Origin of the sequence: Massilia genomosp. 1, assembly GCF_011682185.1 — a bacterium.
Taxonomy (GTDB): Bacteria; Pseudomonadota; Gammaproteobacteria; order Burkholderiales; family Burkholderiaceae_D; genus Telluria_A; species Telluria_A rubra.
The window spans coordinates 20,496-37,801 of sequence record NZ_WHJF01000068.1; the positions used below are offsets into that span (position 1 = coordinate 20,496).

Below are 17,306 nucleotides of genomic sequence, written 5' to 3' on the forward strand. Positions count from 1 at the left end.
CGTGTCCGAATGTCAGACCTGACACCGGCTTGCACTCGGCTGTAAAAACGGCACTTACAGCTTAGCTCGTGTCCGAATGTCAGACCTGACACCGGCTTGCAGACACCGGCTTGCAAGACCTGACACCGGCTTGCACCGGCTTGAGACACCGGCTTGACACCGGCTTCTTACAGCGTAGTTCGTGTGCGAATGTCAGACCTGACACCGGCTTGGACCCCGGCGTCTTACAGCTTAGCTCGTGTCCGAATGTCAGACCTGACACCGGCTTGACGACACCGGCTTGACTGACACCGGCTTAAGACACCGGCTTGACACCGGCTTCTGCTGACACCGGTTGGAAACGCTTGAGGCGCCGCCGGATTACTTGTTACGGTTGGCGATTTCGTTGCCCAGGAAGCCGCCACCGATCACACCGGCCACCGTGGCAATTTTCTTGCCTTTGCCGCCGCCAATCTGGTTGCCGAGCAGGCCGCCGATGACCGCGCCGGTGCCAATGCCCACGTAGTTAGGGCCGCTGGCTTGCTGGACCGGTTCGCGATAGGCTGGCTGGGCGCGGTAGGCCGGCTCCTGGCGCTGGGCGACGCGGGTGTGCTGTGGCGCGCGATGCACCACTTTCTTCACGGCCGGTTTCTGGTACACCCGCTCCGGTTCAGGCTGCGCCTGTGCGACCGGCGGCGAATATTTCGCTACCAGCATCTGCGCATCGGCCAGTTGCTGCGCGGTCGGGGCCGGCTGGGCCACCAGTACCGCTGGTGCGACCGGCGCCGCCAGCGCCTGCGGAGCGACCAGTGCTTGCGGCGCTTGCGCCACGCTGCTGTCGGCCTTGGAGCTTGGAAGCAGGCCGGTGATTGCCGCCGTGCCCGCCACGCTGAGCGCGATGACCGACAGCGCCGCTGCCGCCATTAATGGATGAATACGCGAGAGAGTGTTGACCTGTTCCATGATAGTGCTCCTGTTCGTTTGATCTTGCGTAAAAGATTAACGCAGGGAACCCTCGCCAGATAGACGGAAACCCGTATCAGTCGTAAGTGAATGTAAAACGGGCCCGCAGGCCCGTTTTGCAGCTTGGCGTGAAACGCGGCGCTTAAATCGCTTTGGCCAGCTTGGCCGCAATGCCCACGTAGTTCGATGGCGTCATCGCCAGCAGCAAGTCCTTGGCGTCCTGCGGAATCGCCAGGGTCAGCACGAATTCACGCAGCGCCACTTTCGAAATGCCCTTGCCGCGCGTCAGTTCCTTGAGCTGCTCGTACGGGTTGTCGATGCCATAGCGACGCATCACGGTCTGCACCGGCTCGGCCAGCACTTCCCAGTTCGCGTCCAGGTCCTGCTCCAGGCGCGCCGCGTTCACTTCCAGCTTGTTCAGGCCGCGCAGGCAGCTGTCGTAGGCCAGCAGGGCGTAACCGAAACCGACGCCGATATTGCGCAGCACGGTCGAGTCGGTCAGGTCGCGCTGCATGCGCGAGACCGGCAGCTTTTCCGCCATATGCTTGAGCACGGCGTTGGCCAGGCCCAGGTTGCCTTCGGAATTTTCGAAGTCGATCGGGTTGACCTTGTGCGGCATGGTCGACGAACCAATCTCGCCAGCCTTGGTGGTTTGCTTGAAGTAACCGAGCGAAATGTAGGTCCAGATATCGCGGTTCAGGTCCAGCAAAATGGTGTTGGTGCGCGCGATGGCGTCGAACAGCTCGGCCATGTAGTCGTGCGGCTCGATCTGGATCGTGTATGGGTTGAAGGTCAGGCCGAGGCGCTGCTCGATCACGTTCTTCGAGAAAGTTTCCCAGTCAAAATCAGGATAGGCCGCCAGGTGGGCGTTGTAATTGCCGACCGCGCCGTTCATCTTGCCCAGGATCTCCACGTCGGCGATGCGCTGCACCGCGCGTTTCAGGCGTGCGACGACGTTCGCCATTTCCTTGCCCAGGGTGGTCGGGCTGGCCGTCTGCCCGTGCGTGCGCGAGAGCATCGGCAGCTCGGCATTGGCATGCGCGATCTGGGTCAGCCTGGCGATCAGGCCCTGCAGCGCCGGCAGCATCACACCGTCGCGCGCGGCCTTGAGCATCATCCCGTGCGAGGTGTTGTTGATATCTTCCGAGGTGCAGGCAAAGTGGATGAACTCGGTCGCCGCGACCAGTTCCGGCACATCCTTGACCTGTGCCTTGAGCCAGTACTCGACCGCCTTGACGTCATGGTTGGTGACCGCTTCCTCTTGCTTGATGGCGGCCGCGTCGGCTTCGCTGAAATCGCTGGCCAGCTTGTCGAGCAGCGCCGTCGCTTCGGCCGAGAACGGCTTGAGTTCGGCGAAGCCCGCTTGCGACAGTGCTTGCAACCAAGAAATTTCCACCTTGACCCGGTGGTGCATGAAGCCCGCTTCGGACAGGATCGGGCGCAGTTTATCGGTTTTGGCGGCGTAGCGGCCGTCCAGCGGGGACAGGGCCGACAGCGTGGAGTAAGGAGCGGTAGAGGTCATGGGAGAGGGCGCTTATGGAGGAGTAGAGGAGTGGTGTGCATGCAGCAAAGACCGATATTTTACCACTGGCAGCCTTGTCAAGCCGGTGTTGCTGGCATGTTGCCGGGGCCGGTTTGGAGGCCATCGCAGGGCGGGCGCGATGCTATACTGTCAGCCAATCGTTCACTCTAAGCATCTATGAAACTCATCGGTTCCACCGCCAGTCCGTTTGTCCGCAAGGTTCGTGTCGTCATGGCCGAGAAAAAGCTCGACTATGATTTCGAGCTCGAGAACGTCTGGACGGCCGAAACCCGGATTCATCTGTCCAATCCGCTGGGCAAGGTGCCGTGCCTGATCATGGAAGACGGCAGCTCGATGTACGATTCGCGCGTCATTGTCGAGTACATCGATACCCTCACGCCGGTCTGCAAGCTGCTCCCGCCGAACGGGCGCGACCGCTCCGACATCAAGGTCTGGGAAGCGCTGGCCGACGGCGTGCTCGATGCCGCCGTGCTGGTGCGCCTGGAAAAAACCCTGCGCCCGGAAGAGCAGCAGAGCGCGGCCTGGATCGAACGCCAGATGGGCAAGGTGCATGCCGGCCTGGCGATGCTCTCGACCAACCTGGGCGAGTCGCCTTTCTGCAAGGGCAACCATTACACCCTGGCCGACGTCGCCGTCGGCTGCGCGCTCGGCTGGATCGCCTTCCGCTTCCCCGAGATCGACTGGCGCACCGGCTACCCGAACCTGGCCAAGTTGTTCGACAAGCTCTCCGAGCGCCAATCGTTCAAAGACACGGCGCCCTTCTAAGCGGGGCGATGGACCTCATTCGCGCGCACGGCGCAGTCCTGCAAAAACGCCCGCAGATGGCCGATATCGCGCGCCTGGCCGGCGTGTCCAAGGCCACCGTCTCGCGCGCGCTCAATCACAGCACCCTGGTCAGCGCGGACACGCGCGAGCGCATCCTGGCGCTGGCCAGCTCCCTCAACTACAGCATCAACATCGGCGCGCAGAACCTGCGCCTGAAGCAAAACCGCACCGTGGGCGTGGTGGTGCCGTACGACGCGGCGGCGTGCCAGGACTTGTCCGATCCGTTTTTCCTGAGCCTCTTGGGCAGCCTGGCCGACGCCTTGAGCGCGCGCGGTTTCGACCTGCTGCTCTCGCGCGTCGACGCCGAGCAGCTGGAAGCGGCCGCCGTGCCTTTCGATAGCGGCCGCGTGGCCGGCATCATCCTGGTCGGCCAGTGGCGCCGCCACGAGCAGCTCAACGCGCTGGCGGCGCGCCAGGTGCCGATGGTGGTGTGGGGCGCGCAGGCGCCCGGCCAGCGCTTCGTCACTGTCGGCGGCGACAACGCCAGCGGCGGCATGCTGGCCACCGGCCACCTGCTGGCGGCGGGCCGGCGCCGCATCGCCTTCATCGGCGACATCACCCAGGCCGAAGTGGCGCAGCGCTACCGCGGCTATTGCCAGGCCCTGGCCGCGCAGGGGCTCGAGCCCGATCCGCGGCTGTGCGTGCCGGCCTCGTTCCTGGCGCAGGATGGCGCGCACGCCGTGCATCAGCTGGCGCGCCTTGGCGTGGCCTACGACGGCGTGTTCGCCTGCAGCGACCTGCTGGCCATGACCGCGATTAACACCTTGCGCACGCTCGGACGCGAGGTGCCGCGCGAGGTGGCGGTGGTCGGCTACGACGATATCGCGCTGGCCAGCTATTTTCATCCACCCTTGTGTACCATCCGCCAGCCGGTGCGCGCGGCCGGCGAGGCGCTGGTGGCGTCGCTGATGGCGCTGATCGAAGGCCGTCCGGCCGCCTCCCTGCAACTGCCGGCCGAACTGGTGCTGCGCTGATGAGCACCACCGTGGTCTACGGCGAAGCGCTGGTCGACGATTTCCTGGGCGAGCAGGCGGTAGGCGGCGCGCCGTTCAACGTGGCGCGCCACCTGGCGGCTTTCATGTCGCCGCAACTGGCGATCACCCGCATCGGCGACGACAGGAACGGCGCCATCGTGCGCGCCGAATTCGAGCGCTTCGCCATGTCCGACGCCGGTTTGCAGTTCGATCCGATCGAAGAAACCGGGCGCGTGGTGGCCGAGCGCAACGTGCGCGGCCACCGCTTCGTGATCCTGCCGGGCCAGGCCTACGATTACATCAACCCCGAGCAAGCCCTGGGCGCGCTGGAATCGGTGCAGGCGTCGGCGATCTATTTCGGCACCCTGGCGCAGCGCTGCCCGCGTTCGCGCGACACCCTGTACGCGCTGCTCGACGCCAGCAACGCCACGCGCTACCTCGACCTGAACCTGCGCGAAGGCCAGTTCGACGAGCGCTGCGTGTTCCACTCCTTGCACGCGGCCGATATCGTCAAGGTCAACGAGGAAGAATTGCAGTCGCTGTTCGCGTGGTATGTGGATATCCATCCGAGCGCGCCGCCGCTCGATGGCGACGAGGTGCGCGCGGCGTGCGCGGTGCTGGTGCAGATGTTTGGGCTGGAAGCGCTGATCGTGACCCTGGGTCATCGCGGTTCGGTGTACTTCGGCGCCGATGGCGCGGTGATCGTCCATCGCGACAATCCGCTGCCGCCGTTCGTGATCGATTCGGTGGGGGCGGGGGACGCGTTTTCGGCGCTGTTCCTGCTCGGCCGCGTGCGCGGCTGGGCGCTGGAAACGACCCTGGCGCGCGCCAATGAATTCGCCGGCGCGCTGTGCGCGATCCCGGGGGCGATCCCGAGGAGCCTCGGCTTTTACGACAAATGGGTGGCGCGCTGGCGCAGCGGGTAACGCTGCGCCGTGTTCGTTGACTTAAGCTGCGTCATTCCCGCGCCAAGGCGGCCCTCGGCGGGAATGACGGAGCTGAGTGACGGGGCAAAATAGCGAAAGCCTTAGTACCCGATTAAGCGTGCTCGCCCATCTGGCTCTGCAGGTAGTTCTGGATCCCGACCTTGACGATCAGGTCCAGCTGCGTTTCCAGCCAGTCGATGTGTTCCTCGGTGTCTTCCAGGATCATCAGGAACAAATCGCGGGTGACGTAATCGGCCGCCAGCTCGGCGGCGGCAATGCCTTCCTTGACCGTGGCATGCGCGGCTTGCTCAAGTTTCAGGTCGCATTCGATCATTTCCTGGGTCGATTCGCCGATCAGCAGCTTGTGCAGCGCTTGCAGGTTCGGCAAGCCGTCGAGCATCAGGATGCGGTCGATCAGCTTGTCGGCGTGCTTCATTTCGCCGATCGATTCTTCGTATTCTTTCTTGGCCAGCTTCTCCAGGCCCCAGTGGCGGTACATGCGCGCATGCAGGAAATACTGGTTGATCGCGGACAGCTCATTGGTCAGCTGCGCATTGAGCAGCCGGATGACATTCTTGTCGCCCTTCATGGGAGGCTTTCTTTAGTGATGGAGAGTGTCTCCATGATAGCAAAAAACGGGCGTTAACGACGAAAGACGGTCTCCTGGACCGTCTTTTGTTGCTCCGAAACCGATCAGCTGGCGAGCTGGAAGGTCAGCGGAACGATCACATACACCGACACCGGGTGGCCATCTTCCACGTGCGGCTTGAATACCGCGCGCAGGGCCGCCTGGCGCCCGGCTTCGTCGAGGCGCGACGAACCGGACGAGGACTGTACCTTGACCTGGTCGGGCATGCCTTTTTCATTGACCAGAATCAGCAGCACGACCTTGCCCTGTTCGCCCATGCGCTTGGACATGGTCGGGTACACCGGTTGCGGCGCCTGGATGTATTCCACGCCCGAGCTGATGGTCTTGGGGCCGGTCGCCGGCGGCGCCGGCGGCGCGGCCACGACCACCGGGGCGGCCGGCGCTTCGCTCACCACCGGCGCCGACGGGGGCGAGGCGGTAATGGTGTTCTGGACCGGCACCTGCACGATCGGCGTGGGCGGCACCACCACCCGCGGGGGCGGGCGCAACGTGGCCACGGACACGATTTTCGGCGCGCTCGGGGCGGCCGGCTTGGGCGGCGGCGGCGGGGCCACGAAGGTGACCATGATCGCCTGCGGCAGCGCCACGTCGGCCATGCGGTGCAGCAGGCCGCTCGAAATCAGGTAGAACAGCGCGCCGTGAATGGCGATGACGAGCGCGAAGGGACCGAACTTGGCGCGCAGCTTCGCCACCACGGCAGTGGGATCGCCCATGCCGGGGTCGGTGGAAAAGGTCATTGCGCTCATGGTGGACTCAGGCTGTTTGCGCCGAGCGGAACGACAACTCGGTGGCGTGGATGGTTTTGCTCTCAAGGTGCTGGTTCAGGACTTGCTTGGCGCAACTGGCGCATTTGCCGCAGCAGGTGCCCACGCCCAGGTCGCGGCGCAGCTCGGCCATCGACGACAAGCCGAGATCGACCGCCTGACGAATTTCGCGGTCGGAAATGTTATTGCAAACACAGACGATCATCGAAGCACCTTCCTTTAAGCAGGGTCGGCGGACAAAATTGCCGCTTTCACCATAATGAGAATCATTATCATTAAGATTTGTATTCTGTCGGAACTCCAGATCGATTGCAAGTGGTTTACGCAAAAAAGGGCCAACTCCAAATAGAAATAGTTCGCATTTACGTTTATGATGCTAGTATCCAACACGATGTAGCGCGAATTCCACTTATCTTAGTGAACTGACAATATGACCCTAGCCCCCACCCTGATCACGCTCGATGCCCTCGTCCCCGGCCAGAGCGGCACTGTGATCCATATCGCGCCCTGTGCGGCGGACGCGGGTGCCGGCGTGGATGTCACGCGCCGCCTGATGGAGCTCGGCTTCGTGCCGGGCGAATCGATCCGCATGCTCAAGCGCCTGCCGGGCGGCGATCCGGTCGCGGTCAAGGTGGGCGACTCGACCTTCGCGCTGCGCCGCTTCGAGGCGTCGCTGGTGTCGGTCAAGCCGGAATAAACGACAACACGACGACAACACGACGGAAACAACGGAAGCAGAAAATGGGTGCTGTAGAACCACAAGTCCAGGCAGTGACGCGCACGCCGCTCATTGCGCTGTTGGGCAATCCGAACTGCGGCAAGACTGCCCTGTTCAACCGGCTCACCGGCGCGCGCCAGAAGGTCGCCAACTACGCCGGCGTGACCATCGAACGCAAGGAAGGCAGTTTCACCTCGCCCCTTGGGCGCGCCTTTAAAGTACTCGACCTGCCGGGCGCCTACAGCCTGTCGGCCACCACGCCCGACGAAGCGATCACGCGCGACGTCGTCGGCGGCCTGCGCGCCGGCGAACAGGCGCCCGACGCCATCGTCTGCGTGGTCAACGCCACCAACCTGCGCCTGAACCTGCGCCTGGTCCTCGAAATCCGCCGCCTCGGCCTGCCGATGGTGCTGGCGCTGAACATGGTCGACGTGGCCAACAAGCGCGGCATCAAGATCGACAGCGCCAGGCTGGCGCGCGAACTGGGCATGCCCGTGGTGGAAACCGTGGCCGTGCAGAGCGGCGGCGAAATCGCCCTGCTCAAGGCGCTCGACCTGATGCCCGAATGTGCTGCCGGCGACGCCCCGCTCAAGGCCGCGCCGCTGTCGGCCATCGACGCCGTGCCGGTCGAAGAAACCCAGCGCGAAGTGCGCCGCATCCTGAACGCCTGCGTGAGCTTCGCCAACGATACCGGCAACCTGTCCGAAAAAATCGACGACGTGGTGCTGCACCCGATCGCCGGCCCGCTGATCCTGGCGGCCTTGATGTTCCTGGTGTTCCAGGCCGTGTTCAGCTGGGCCGCGCTGCCGATGGAAATGATCAGCGGCGGCGTCGAAGCGCTCGGCGCCTGGCTTGGCGCAATGATGCACGAGGGCGTGCTGCGCAGCCTGCTGGTCGAGGGCATCCTCGGCGGCGTCGGCAGCGTGCTGGTGTTCCTGCCGCAGATCCTGATCCTGTTCTTCTTCATCCTGGTGCTGGAAGACTGCGGCTACCTGCCGCGCGCCGCCTTTTTGTTGGATCGCATCATGGGCGGGGTCGGCCTGTCGGGGCGCGCCTTCATTCCGCTGCTGTCGAGCTTTGCCTGCGCCATTCCGGGCGTGATGGCCGCGCGCACCATTCAAAATCCGCGCGACCGCCTGGTGACGATCATGATCGCGCCGCTGATGACCTGCTCGGCGCGCCTGCCGGTGTACGCGCTGATCATCGCCGCCTTCATTCCCAACCGCGATGTCGGCGCTGGATTCATCAACCTGCAGGGCCTGGTGCTGTTCATCCTCTACTTCGCCGGCATTTTCAGCGCCATGGCGGTGGCCTGGGTGATCAAGCGCTTCATGGGTGCCAACACGCACCAGCCGCTGATGCTGGAACTGCCAAGCTACCACTGGCCGCACCTGCGCAACCTGGTCCTGGGCCTGTGGGAACGCGCCAAGATCTTCCTGGTGCGGGTCGGCACCGTGATCCTGGCGCTGATGGTGCTGCTGTGGTTACTGTCGAGTTTTCCCGGCGCCCCGGAAGGCGCCACCCATCCGCCGATCTATTACAGTATCGCGGGCATGCTGGGCCGCGCGCTGGCCGTGGTGTTCGAACCGATCGGCTTCGGCTGGCAGATCTGCATCGCGCTGGTGCCGGGCATGGCCGCGCGCGAAGTGGCCGTCGGCGCCCTGGGCACCGTGTATGCGCTCTCGCAGACCGGCGACGAACTGGCCACCACGCTCGCTCCCATCATTTCGCAATCGTGGTCGATGCCGACCGCGCTGTCCTTGCTGGCCTGGTATGTGTTCGCGCCGCAGTGCATCGCCACCCTGTCGGTGGTGCGCCGGGAGACCGGCAGCGCGCGTTACGCCTTCATCATGGCCGGCTACATGTTCGCGCTGGCGTACACCGCCTCGTTCATCACTTACCGCGTCGCCATCGCGATGGGAGCCTGAGATGCTTGACTATCTGATCGTGGGACTGATCGTCGCCGTGGCCGCGTGGTATGCGGCATCGAAGTATCTGCCGAACCGCTTGCGCAACAAGCTGTTCGGCAAGAAGACGGCGTCGGGCGGCTGCGGCTGCGGCAGCGGGTGCGGCAGTTGCGGGACCTGCGAGGATGGGCCGGCCGCCCCGCGAACCAACGCCGATGCGCCACCGTCGCAGCGGGTGATCCAGCTTCACCTGAAGTAAGTGGCCGCCACTGGCGCGCAGCCTATTCCGGCGCGCCCAGGTCGATCGCGGTCAGGTAACCGGTTTGTCCGGGCACCACGTGGTAGGTACGCCGGTACGGCGCATGACCGGCCACCTTGATGGTCAGGTCATACGCGCCTTCCTGCAGGCCGACGAAGGAGAAAAACGTCTTGTACACATGGTCCTGGCCGGCCTGGTAGGCGTCCAGGGTGCGGTCGCTGGTGTCGCCGTTGGGCCGGATCTCGCGCCGCTCGCTGGCGCTGGCCAGCACGATGGACTCGATGACGATGTCGCGCCGGTCGGCGCGCAGGCTGCCGGCCGGGTTGTCGGTGGCGCTGACATCGGCCCCGATGTAGCCCGACAAGGTGCCTTGCGGCGCGAGCGCGAAGGCCAGCTCGGGGACAAAGCCGGGGCCGATGTTTGCCTGCACGGCGGCCGGCGTGGTCTTGAATCCGCGCGCCATCAGGCTCACCTGGTAGGCGCCAGGCGGGAAGGGTCCGAGTTCGCGCCCGCTGTCGCGCGCGCCGACCGGCACCACGATGCGCTCGCGCGTGCTGTCGACCGCTTGCAGCACCAGCACCGGCGCCGACGCCGGCGTGGCGTCGCTGCGCGCGGAGAACCTCACGCGCAGCTTGCCCTTGCCCGCCGCCGGGGCGTCGCTGCCGCGCTGGTCGGCCGCCTTGAGCAGCGCCGCGTACTGCGCGAACACCTCGGGCGAGGACAGGATGCCGACGTGGCCGGCGTCGTAGCCGAACACGCGCCTGGCCTCGGACTGGGCATCGGCGCGCAACTGGCTGGCCAGGGTGATGACGCCGTCGTTGCTGGCGGGGCGCAGCAGGCTGTAGCGGCCGCCGTGGCCGAACATCAGGTAGTAATCGAGCTCGCGCGGCAGCGGCTTGCGGAACAGCGTTTGCACGAAGCGCCCGCCGGCCCGCACGTCGCGCCATGAGGGCACCACGGCCGGCGAGTAGGCGATACCCTGGTCGGCCAGCGCATCGCCGCCCCACGGCGTGGACAGGGTCACGAACAGGGTCGCGGCCGGGAACTGGTCGCCGTAGTCGGCCAAAAACGAGCGCACCACCAGCCCGCCCATGCTGTGCGCGGTCAGGTACAGCTTGTCGTAGTGGTAGCGCCGCTGCAGATTGCTCAGCTTCCAGTACAGCAGGTACGACATCGAATCGAGCGCGGACCCGGACGGGTAGTAAAAGATCCACGGCTGGTAGCGGCTGCGGTCCAGGTGCGCGATAAAGTAGCGCCAGTCCTGGGGCGAGCCGGCCGCGCCATGCACGAACAGCACCGGCGTCTTGTGCGGATCGTACGCTTCCAGGAAGTAGATATTGCCGCCCACCTCCCTGAAAAAATCGACCGGCGCCCAGTAGCCGCGCTGCCCGGCCTGGGCCGAAAAGAGCGGGTCGTCGAGCGCCATGAGCGCGCCGACCTGGGTGCTGTGGGTGTTTGCCGGCAACCGCGCGGCGACCGAGGTGCCGGGCGGGATGGCGCTTTGCGGCGTGTCCGAGAGCACGACATCGAGGCTGACCAGCGAACCGCTGCCGCTGGCGCGCACCGGCGCCGACCTGTAATGGCCGACCGGTTCGCCGGCGTCGAGCGTGAGGTTGCCGTTGGCGTCGCCGAAGGCAAACAGCGTGTATTCGCCCTTGGGCACGATCAGTTCATAGCCGCCCGCTTCGTGCAGGACGGTGTAGTGTACGATGTCGATCCGTCCGCCTTGCATGGTGCCGGCGGCGACGACGACCGGCCCGTCCCAGGCCTGGGCGCCTGTCACGTACCCGGCCAGCACGGTCGATGAATAGAAGGTAGCCGATTCTTCCTTGAGCTTGACCAGCGCGCAGCCGCCCAGGCCGACACAAGCGCCCAGCCAGAAACAAACAGTGAGCAATACCGTGCCGGATCGATTTCGCAAGAGACGCCTGTTAACGCAAATCAAAGGAACTCCCTTATACACAATAACGGCGCTGCCGGCTGGCCGGGCCCCGGTTTATTTCGCGACCGGCACCACCGGCAGTTCGACCGCGCTTTCCATGCCCGGCGCGTGGAACACCTTGTGCGTGGCCTTGCGGTAGTCGCCCGGCCTGGCGAAGAAAATATTCGGCACGAAGGTTTGCGGATTGCGGTCGTACAGCGGGAACCAGCTGGACTGCACCTGCACCATGATCCGGTGGCCCTTGAGGAACACGTGGTCCGCATTCGGCAGGGCGAAGCGGTAGCGCTCCACCTTGTTCGGCACGATCGCGGCCGGCTTGTCCAGGCCCGTGCGATAGCGCCCGCGGAAGATATCCATCGCGATGCCCAGCTGGTAGCCGCCCAGTTCCGGCTGCGACGCCACTTCGTCCGGGTACACATCGATCAGTTTCACCACCCAGTCGGCGTCGCTGCCGGTGGTCGAGGCGAACAGGTTGACCATCGCCTGGCCCGAGATCTGCAAGGGCGCATCGAGCTTGTCGCTCACGTAGGCCAGCACGTCCGGGCGGTCCGAGAACGCGCGCTGGTCGCTGGCCAGCCACGGCTTCCAGACCGCGCCGTCGAACATGCGCACCGGACGCGCGACGAACGGCACCGGCTTGGCCGGGTCGGACACGTAGTCGTCGGCCTGAGTGGAGCTGGCGCCGGCGCCCGGCTTGTCGAAGTCCAGGCGCGCGCCGGCTTTCAGGTAGAGCGGCTGCATGACGTCGGTCAGCGGCCATTTGTCGAGGCGCTGCCATTTGTTCGCGCCGGTGCGGTACGACAGCACCGGCGGCGTGTCGGCCTTGGGCGCGCCATCCTTCAGGTACTGGTTAAAGAAGGGCAGCATGACGTCGCGCCGGAATTCGGCGGCGGTGTCGCCGGTAAAGCGGATCGCACCCAGGGTCGAGCCGTCGTAATTGACCCCGCTGTGCCGCCACGGGCCGACCACCAGGTGGTTCATGGTGTTGCTGGTGTCGAGTTTTTCGGTGGCGGCGTAGGCGGCGTACGGACCGTAGATGTCTTCCTGGTCCCAGCGCCCCACCACGTGCATGGTCGGCACCTTGAGCGCGCGCGCGCCGAGCACGCGGTCGAGCGCCTGGTTCTGCCAGAAGCTGTCGTAGGCCGGATGTTCGAAGATCTTTTTGGTAAACGTCAGCTGGTCGATGCCGAAGCGCTTCGCGTAGTCGGACGCGGAACCGGCGCGCAGCGCGAATTCGTAGTCGTCGTAGACGCCGGTGGCGATGTTCGGCCCATTGCCGCGCGCGGCGGTCTGGCCGGCGATGTACGACAGGTTATTGACGCGGAAGGCGCCGTTGTGGAACCAGTCGTCGCCGCGCCAGCCGTCCACCATGGCGCTCATCGGCACCGCGGCCTTGAGCGCCGGGTGCGGATCGGCCAGCGCCATGAGCACCGTGAAGCCCTCGTAGGACGAACCCACCATGCCGACCTTGCCGTTACTTTGCGCGATATTCTTGACCAGCCAGTCGATCGTGTCCCAGGCGTCGGTGGCATGGTCGACCGGGGTGTCGTTGAGCGGGCCGCGCAGGGGGCGCGTCATCACGTAGTCGCCTTCGGAGCCGTACTTGCCGCGCACATCCTGGTACACGCGGATGTAGCCGTTGGCCACATAGCCGTCGTCGCCTTCGGCCAGCATCGAGGCCATGTGCGGGCTCACATTGCGCTCGCTGCGCTTGGCCGCGTTGTAGGGCGTGCGCGAGAGGATCATCGGCGCGCGCGCGGCGCCCTTGGGAATGGTGATCACGGTGTGCAGCCTGACGCCGTCGCGCATCGGAATCATCACGATGCGCTTGACGTAGTCGGCGCCGTGATCGGGCATCTCGAACGGGGTGGCGACGATGTCCGGCGCCATCGGCGCGGTCTGTGCGGTCTGTGCGGCTCCCAGCGGGGAGCCGGCCAACAGGATCATTGAAAGGGCGGACAGGCGGATGGTGCGTTGGCGCGGCATGCATTATCTCCAGGGTGGTCTTGTCGTTACAGCAATTCATTATTGCAATATTGCTTGATAGTACCTAACCATGCGCGGCTATGCAATCCGCATTGGCGCAAATTGGCAGCGAATGAAAAATTGATGGCCATTGTGACAAACCGCGCTTTTTGGGGCGGATAAAACCTGTATCCTCGCTGCCCCTGCCCGGTGGCCTCACGCCAGCGGCTGGAACGATTCGGCTTGCGCAATCGGCCAGTACAGCCCGAACACGGGCGGCAGGCGCTCGATCTGGTCCGGGTCGAGCAGTTCGCCTTCGGAGAGGTAGGGAATCAGGGTCGAGACCTGCTTGACCTGGTTGGGCGAGACGCGCCGCACCAGGTGATGGGGATTCAACTGGTCGGGGTGGGTCAGCCCGGCGGCGGCGATCAGGTGCGCCAGCGCTTTCATCGTACTCTGATGGAAGTTGGCCACGCGCGCGGTTTTGTCGGGCACGTCGAGCGCTTTCTGGCGCTGCTCGTCCTGGGTCGCCACGCCGGTCGGGCAGCGGTCGGTGTGGCAGCTTTGCGACTGCACGCAGCCGAGCGCGAACATGAAGCCGCGCGCCGAATTGCACCAGTCGGCGCCGAGCGCGATGGTGCGCGCGATATCGAACGCGGTGATGATCTTGCCCGAGGCGCCGATCTTGATCTTCTCGCGCAGGCGCGCGCCGACCAGGGTGTTATGCACCAGCACCAGCGCTTCCTGCAAGGGCGTGCCGACGTGGTCCGAAAATTCGACGGGCGCCGCGCCCGTGCCGCCTTCGCCGCCATCGACCACGATAAAGTCGGGCACGATGCCGGTCGCCAGCATGGCCTTGACGATGCCGAAGAACTCCCACGGGTGGCCGATCGCCAGCTTGAAGCCGGTCGGCTTGCCGCCCGAGAGGGTGCGCAGGCGCTCGATAAAATGCAGCATCCCGATCGGGGTCGAAAAGGCCGAATGGCTGGCCGGCGACAGGCAGTCGACCCCCACCGTGACGCCGCGCGCGGCGGCGATTTCGATGCTCACCTTGGCGCCCGGCAGGATGCCGCCCTGGCCGGGCTTGGCGCCCTGCGACAGTTTGAGTTCGATCATCTTCACCTGCGGGGCGGTGGCGTTGGCGACGAAGTTCGCTTCCGAGAAGCTGCCGTCCGGGTTGCGGCAGCCGAAGTAGCCCGAGCCGATTTCCCACACCAGGTCGCCGCCGTGCTGGCGGTGATAGCGGCTGATGCTGCCTTCGCCGGTGTCGTGCATGAAGCCGCCCAGGCGCGCGCCGCCGTTCAGGGCCAGGATGGCGTTGGCCGAGAGCGAGCCGAAACTCATGGCCGAAATGTTAAACACGCTGGCGCTGTAGGGCTGCGCGCGCGGGCATGATGGGTGGTTGCCGATCTCGATGCGAAAGTCATGGTCGCCCATGGGCGCCGGCGCCATCGAGTGGTTGATCCACTCGTAGCCGGCTTCGTAGACATCGAGCTGGGTGCCGAAAGGGCGCTTGTCGGTTTCCATCTTGGCGCGCTGGTAGACGATGCTGCGCTGGTTGCGCGAGAACGGCTTGGCCTCGGTATCGTCTTCCAGGAAGTACTGGCGGATCTCGGGGCGGATCGACTCGAAGAAAAAGCGGAAGTGCGCCAGGATCGGGTAATTGCGGCGCAACGCGCGCCGGGTCTGGGCCAGGTCGGCCACGCCGACTGCGGCGAGGGCGCCGCTGAGGAGCGCCAGCCACCATCCGGGGCCATCGCCCCTGAACGCAAGGATGGCCGACCATCCGAAGACGAGCAGGGAAATCAGGAAAGGCAGGTAGCGCGGCGAGACAAAGCTCATGGGGACTCCGTGGTCAACAGGCTGTAACAATGCTAAGCTAGCGCCGATTAAACACCGGCGAAAGAACCCAATGATCATTGTCCACCATTTGAATAATTCGCGCTCCCAGCGTATTTTGTGGCTGCTGGAGGAATTGGGCCTGGCGTACGAGATCAAGAAGTACCAGCGCGACCCCAAAACCATGCTCGCGCCGCCCGGACTGCGCGCGGTACACCCGCTGGGCAAGTCGCCGGTCATCACCGACGACGGCAACACGGTGGCCGAATCGGGCGCCATCATCGACTACCTGCTCGAACGCTACGGCAACGGCAAATTCGTCCCGCCCGCCGGCACCCCGGACAAGCTGCGCTACACCTACTTCATGCACTACGCCGAAGGCTCGGCCATGACGCCGCTGTTGATGAAGCTCGTGTTCGACCGCGTCGAAACGAGCCCGATGCCGTTCTTCGCCAAGCCGATCGCGCGCGCCATCGCGCAAAAGGTCAAGGGGACCTACATCCTGCCGCAGATCGCGCAGCACCTGGCCTACCTCGAAGCCGAACTGGCCACCTCGAACTGGTTCGCCGGGCCGGAGTTCAGCGCCGCCGACATCCAGATCAGCTTCGTGCTGGAAGCGGCCGCCTCGCGCGGCGGCCTGGGCGACAAGTATCCGAAGCTGATGGATTTTCTGAACCGCATCCACGCCCGTCCGGCCTACCAGCGCGCGCTGGAACGCGGCGGCCTGTACGAACTGCTCAAGTAAGGCCGTGGGCAAGCTGCTGGCCATCGACGGGCTCAATATCGTACGGCGCGTGTACGAGGCCAGTCCCGAACCCGATTCGGCCGAGAAGGCCGACATCGCGCTGCGCCACGCGCTCTCGTCGTTCCGCAAGCTGTTGGGCGCGCACGGGCCAACCCACGTGCTGGCCGCTTTCGACCACGGCGGGCCGACCTGGCGCCACGCACTGTATCCGCGCTACCGCGAGCAGCGCGCGCCCATGCCATCCTTCCTGCGCGACGCGCTTCCCGGGTTTCATGCGAAGCTGGCGGGCGAGGGCCTGCACGTGCTCATGCTGCCCGGCGTCGAAGCCGACGATGTGATCGGCACCGGGGTGCTGCGCTGGCTGGCCGAAGGGCGCGGCGAGGCGATTGTGGCGTCCACCGACAAGGACTTGCACGGCCTGATTGCGCAGGGGGCGCTGGTGTGGGACCATTTCAAGGGCGAGTGGCATGATGACGCCTGGGTGCGCAACAAGTTCGGCGTGGCGCCCGAGCTGCTGGTGGACTTGCTGGCGCTGATGGGCGACGTGACCGACGGCGTGCCGGGCGTGTCCAAGGTTGGCATGAAGACGGCGGCCAAGCTGCTTAACGCGTACGGCAACCTGGACGCGGTGATGGCCGGCGCCGGCATTCTCAAGACGCCGGTGGGCGAGCGCCTGCGTGCCGAACGCGAGGTGTTGTATTTGTCGCGCCAACTGGTGCAACTGAAGACCGACGTGCGCCTGGGCGTGACCTGGAACATGCTGGCATTCGAAACGTTCTGACCAAAAAAGGAAACGACGCGATGTTAAAAGCAGTGATCGTCGATGGGAATGCGATTTCGCGCGGCTTGTTGAACAGCGTGTTGACGGAGGGCGGCTACAACGTGGTCGGCGACACGCATACGGGGCTCAAGGGTTACCTGATGGTGCAGAAGTACCATCCCCAGATCGTGTGCGTGGCCTTGGAGCAGGTCGAGGATGGCGGCGAGATCGTCGAGCAGATCCGCGCGCACCAGCCCAAGACGCTGATTTTCATGGTCTCCGGCACGCTCGACGCGCCCACCGTGCAGGCGGCGGTGGCGCGCGGGGTGCAGGGGTTTATCGTCAAGCCGTTCAAGGCCGACGCGGTGCTCAACACGATCAGGAACACGGTGCTGGCGGTGATCAAGAAGCAGAAGGCAGGCTAGCCTGAATGTTGCACAAACCACCGCCGCAGCGCCGCTTTTCCGATGCAGGACCTTTTCAACTTGAATCGGAATGTCGCGGGCGATAGCGTCCCTACCCAATTGAACGGGACAGTCAATGAAGCG

At 65.0% G+C, this 17,306-nt stretch carries 17 protein-coding genes; 9 read left to right on the plus strand and 8 right to left on the minus strand.

All coding sequences use genetic code 11. The features are described 5' to 3' along the window. Positions 1–360: 360 nt before the first annotated feature. Both F1735_RS22345 and purB read right to left on the minus strand, forming a co-directional pair. Positions 361–942, minus strand: coding sequence for a glycine zipper 2TM domain-containing protein (locus F1735_RS22345; protein ID WP_167238981.1), 582 nt, complete (start codon positions 940–942; stop codon positions 361–363). Positions 943–1,084: 142 nt separating this feature from the next. Next, positions 1,085–2,464: an adenylosuccinate lyase gene (gene purB, locus F1735_RS22350; RefSeq protein ID WP_167238982.1), complete on the minus strand. Its 1,380-nt coding sequence runs from the start codon at positions 2,462–2,464 to the stop codon at positions 1,085–1,087. 177 nt (positions 2,465–2,641) lie between these two features. On the opposite strand from purB, the gene F1735_RS22355 reads away from it, so the two are divergent. Genes F1735_RS22355 through F1735_RS22365 form a run of 3 tightly spaced genes read left to right on the plus strand, consistent with a single transcriptional unit; the run spans position 2,642 to position 5,210 of the window. Further along, on the plus strand, positions 2,642–3,250 hold the full coding sequence (locus tag F1735_RS22355) for a glutathione S-transferase C-terminal domain-containing protein (RefSeq protein WP_167238983.1): 609 nt from the start codon (positions 2,642–2,644) through the stop codon (positions 3,248–3,250). 8 nt (positions 3,251–3,258) lie between these two features. Beyond that, entirely contained in the window at positions 3,259–4,284 is a 1,026-nt protein-coding gene (locus F1735_RS22360; protein ID WP_229505903.1) for a LacI family DNA-binding transcriptional regulator, read from the plus strand. Then, the gene (locus F1735_RS22365; protein WP_167238984.1) at positions 4,284–5,210 is read left to right on the plus strand and encodes a PfkB family carbohydrate kinase; all 927 of its coding nucleotides are present in this window, start codon (positions 4,284–4,286) and stop codon (positions 5,208–5,210) included. The genes F1735_RS22360 and F1735_RS22365 overlap by 1 nt, the downstream gene beginning before the upstream one ends. Positions 5,211–5,322: 112 nt before the next feature. Here F1735_RS22365 and bfr read toward each other — a convergent pair whose 3' ends face one another. From bfr to F1735_RS22380, 3 genes are all read right to left on the minus strand, one after another. Further along, positions 5,323–5,799, minus strand: a complete 477-nt coding sequence (gene bfr, locus F1735_RS22370; RefSeq protein ID WP_166877516.1) for a bacterioferritin — start codon at positions 5,797–5,799, stop codon at positions 5,323–5,325. A 104-nt stretch (positions 5,800–5,903) separates the two neighbouring features. Next, on the minus strand, positions 5,904–6,605 hold the full coding sequence (locus tag F1735_RS22375; RefSeq protein WP_229505904.1) for an energy transducer TonB: 702 nt from the start codon (positions 6,603–6,605) through the stop codon (positions 5,904–5,906). Positions 6,606–6,612: 7 nt separating this feature from the next. Further along, complete coding sequence (locus F1735_RS22380; RefSeq protein ID WP_166877522.1) at positions 6,613–6,828, minus strand: (2Fe-2S)-binding protein; 216 nt, start codon at positions 6,826–6,828, stop codon at positions 6,613–6,615. Between the two features lie 225 nt (positions 6,829–7,053). Between F1735_RS22380 and F1735_RS22385 the strand changes: the two genes are divergently transcribed. Genes F1735_RS22385 through F1735_RS22395 form a run of 3 tightly spaced genes read left to right on the plus strand, consistent with a single transcriptional unit; the run spans position 7,054 to position 9,507 of the window. After that, on the plus strand, positions 7,054–7,320 hold the full coding sequence (locus F1735_RS22385) for a FeoA family protein (protein WP_167238985.1): 267 nt from the start codon (positions 7,054–7,056) through the stop codon (positions 7,318–7,320). A 44-nt stretch (positions 7,321–7,364) separates the two neighbouring features. Beyond that, a complete protein-coding gene (gene feoB / locus F1735_RS22390) occupies positions 7,365–9,269 on the plus strand; it encodes a ferrous iron transporter B (RefSeq protein ID WP_167238986.1) in 1,905 nt (634 codons plus the stop codon). A 1-nt stretch (position 9,270) separates the two neighbouring features. Then, the gene (locus F1735_RS22395) at positions 9,271–9,507 is read left to right on the plus strand and encodes a hypothetical protein (protein ID WP_167238965.1); all 237 of its coding nucleotides are present in this window, start codon (positions 9,271–9,273) and stop codon (positions 9,505–9,507) included. A gap of 22 nt (positions 9,508–9,529) precedes the next feature. On the opposite strand, the gene F1735_RS22400 is transcribed toward F1735_RS22395, so the two are convergent. The 3 genes from F1735_RS22400 to F1735_RS22410 form a co-directional block, all read right to left on the minus strand. Continuing rightward, a complete protein-coding gene (locus F1735_RS22400) occupies positions 9,530–11,428 on the minus strand; it encodes an alpha/beta fold hydrolase (RefSeq protein WP_167238987.1) in 1,899 nt (632 codons plus the stop codon). Positions 11,429–11,503: 75 nt separating this feature from the next. Next, positions 11,504–13,435, minus strand: a complete 1,932-nt coding sequence (locus F1735_RS22405; RefSeq protein WP_167238988.1) for a CocE/NonD family hydrolase — start codon at positions 13,433–13,435, stop codon at positions 11,504–11,506. A gap of 195 nt (positions 13,436–13,630) precedes the next feature. After that, positions 13,631–15,256 (minus strand): FMN-binding glutamate synthase family protein, encoded by a 1,626-nt coding sequence (locus F1735_RS22410; protein ID WP_167238989.1) that lies wholly within the window; start codon positions 15,254–15,256, stop codon positions 13,631–13,633. 70 nt (positions 15,257–15,326) lie between these two features. Here F1735_RS22410 and F1735_RS22415 point away from each other — a divergent pair, with 70 nt between their 5' ends. Genes F1735_RS22415 through F1735_RS22425 form a run of 3 tightly spaced genes read left to right on the plus strand, consistent with a single transcriptional unit; the run spans position 15,327 to position 17,183 of the window. Continuing rightward, positions 15,327–15,998 carry a glutathione S-transferase family protein gene (locus F1735_RS22415; protein WP_167238990.1) on the plus strand — a complete coding sequence of 224 codons (672 nt, stop codon included), beginning with the start codon at positions 15,327–15,329 and terminating at the stop codon, positions 15,996–15,998. Between the two features lie 4 nt (positions 15,999–16,002). Then, positions 16,003–16,779, plus strand: coding sequence for a 5'-3' exonuclease (locus F1735_RS22420; RefSeq protein ID WP_167238991.1), 777 nt, complete (start codon positions 16,003–16,005; stop codon positions 16,777–16,779). Positions 16,780–16,799: 20 nt separating this feature from the next. After that, positions 16,800–17,183, plus strand: a complete 384-nt coding sequence (locus F1735_RS22425) for an ANTAR domain-containing response regulator (RefSeq protein WP_167238992.1) — start codon at positions 16,800–16,802, stop codon at positions 17,181–17,183. The last annotated feature ends 123 nt before the right edge of the window (positions 17,184–17,306 follow it).

Bases quoted from the DNA above. Each gene is read 5' to 3' on its own strand.
- F1735_RS22395 (WP_167238965.1), top strand. From the start codon at position 9,271: ATGCTTGACTATCTGATCGTGGGACTGATCGTCGCCGTGGCCGCGTGG.
- F1735_RS22355 (WP_167238983.1), top strand. From the start codon at position 2,642: ATGAAACTCATCGGTTCCACCGCCAGTCCGTTTGTCCGCAAGGTTCGT.
- F1735_RS22405 (WP_167238988.1), bottom strand. From the start codon at position 13,435: ATGCCGCGCCAACGCACCATCCGCCTGTCCGCCCTTTCAATGATCCTG.
- F1735_RS22360 (WP_229505903.1), top strand. From the start codon at position 3,259: ATGGACCTCATTCGCGCGCACGGCGCAGTCCTGCAAAAACGCCCGCAG.
- F1735_RS22410 (WP_167238989.1), bottom strand. From the start codon at position 15,256: ATGAGCTTTGTCTCGCCGCGCTACCTGCCTTTCCTGATTTCCCTGCTC.
- F1735_RS22375 (WP_229505904.1), bottom strand. From the start codon at position 6,605: ATGAGCGCAATGACCTTTTCCACCGACCCCGGCATGGGCGATCCCACT.
- bfr (WP_166877516.1), bottom strand. From the start codon at position 5,799: ATGAAGGGCGACAAGAATGTCATCCGGCTGCTCAATGCGCAGCTGACC.
- F1735_RS22385 (WP_167238985.1), top strand. From the start codon at position 7,054: ATGACCCTAGCCCCCACCCTGATCACGCTCGATGCCCTCGTCCCCGGC.
- F1735_RS22425 (WP_167238992.1), top strand. From the start codon at position 16,800: ATGTTAAAAGCAGTGATCGTCGATGGGAATGCGATTTCGCGCGGCTTG.
- F1735_RS22365 (WP_167238984.1), top strand. From the start codon at position 4,284: ATGAGCACCACCGTGGTCTACGGCGAAGCGCTGGTCGACGATTTCCTG.
- purB (WP_167238982.1), bottom strand. From the start codon at position 2,464: ATGACCTCTACCGCTCCTTACTCCACGCTGTCGGCCCTGTCCCCGCTG.
- F1735_RS22415 (WP_167238990.1), top strand. From the start codon at position 15,327: ATGATCATTGTCCACCATTTGAATAATTCGCGCTCCCAGCGTATTTTG.
- feoB (WP_167238986.1), top strand. From the start codon at position 7,365: ATGGGTGCTGTAGAACCACAAGTCCAGGCAGTGACGCGCACGCCGCTC.
- F1735_RS22380 (WP_166877522.1), bottom strand. From the start codon at position 6,828: ATGATCGTCTGTGTTTGCAATAACATTTCCGACCGCGAAATTCGTCAG.
- F1735_RS22345 (WP_167238981.1), bottom strand. From the start codon at position 942: ATGGAACAGGTCAACACTCTCTCGCGTATTCATCCATTAATGGCGGCA.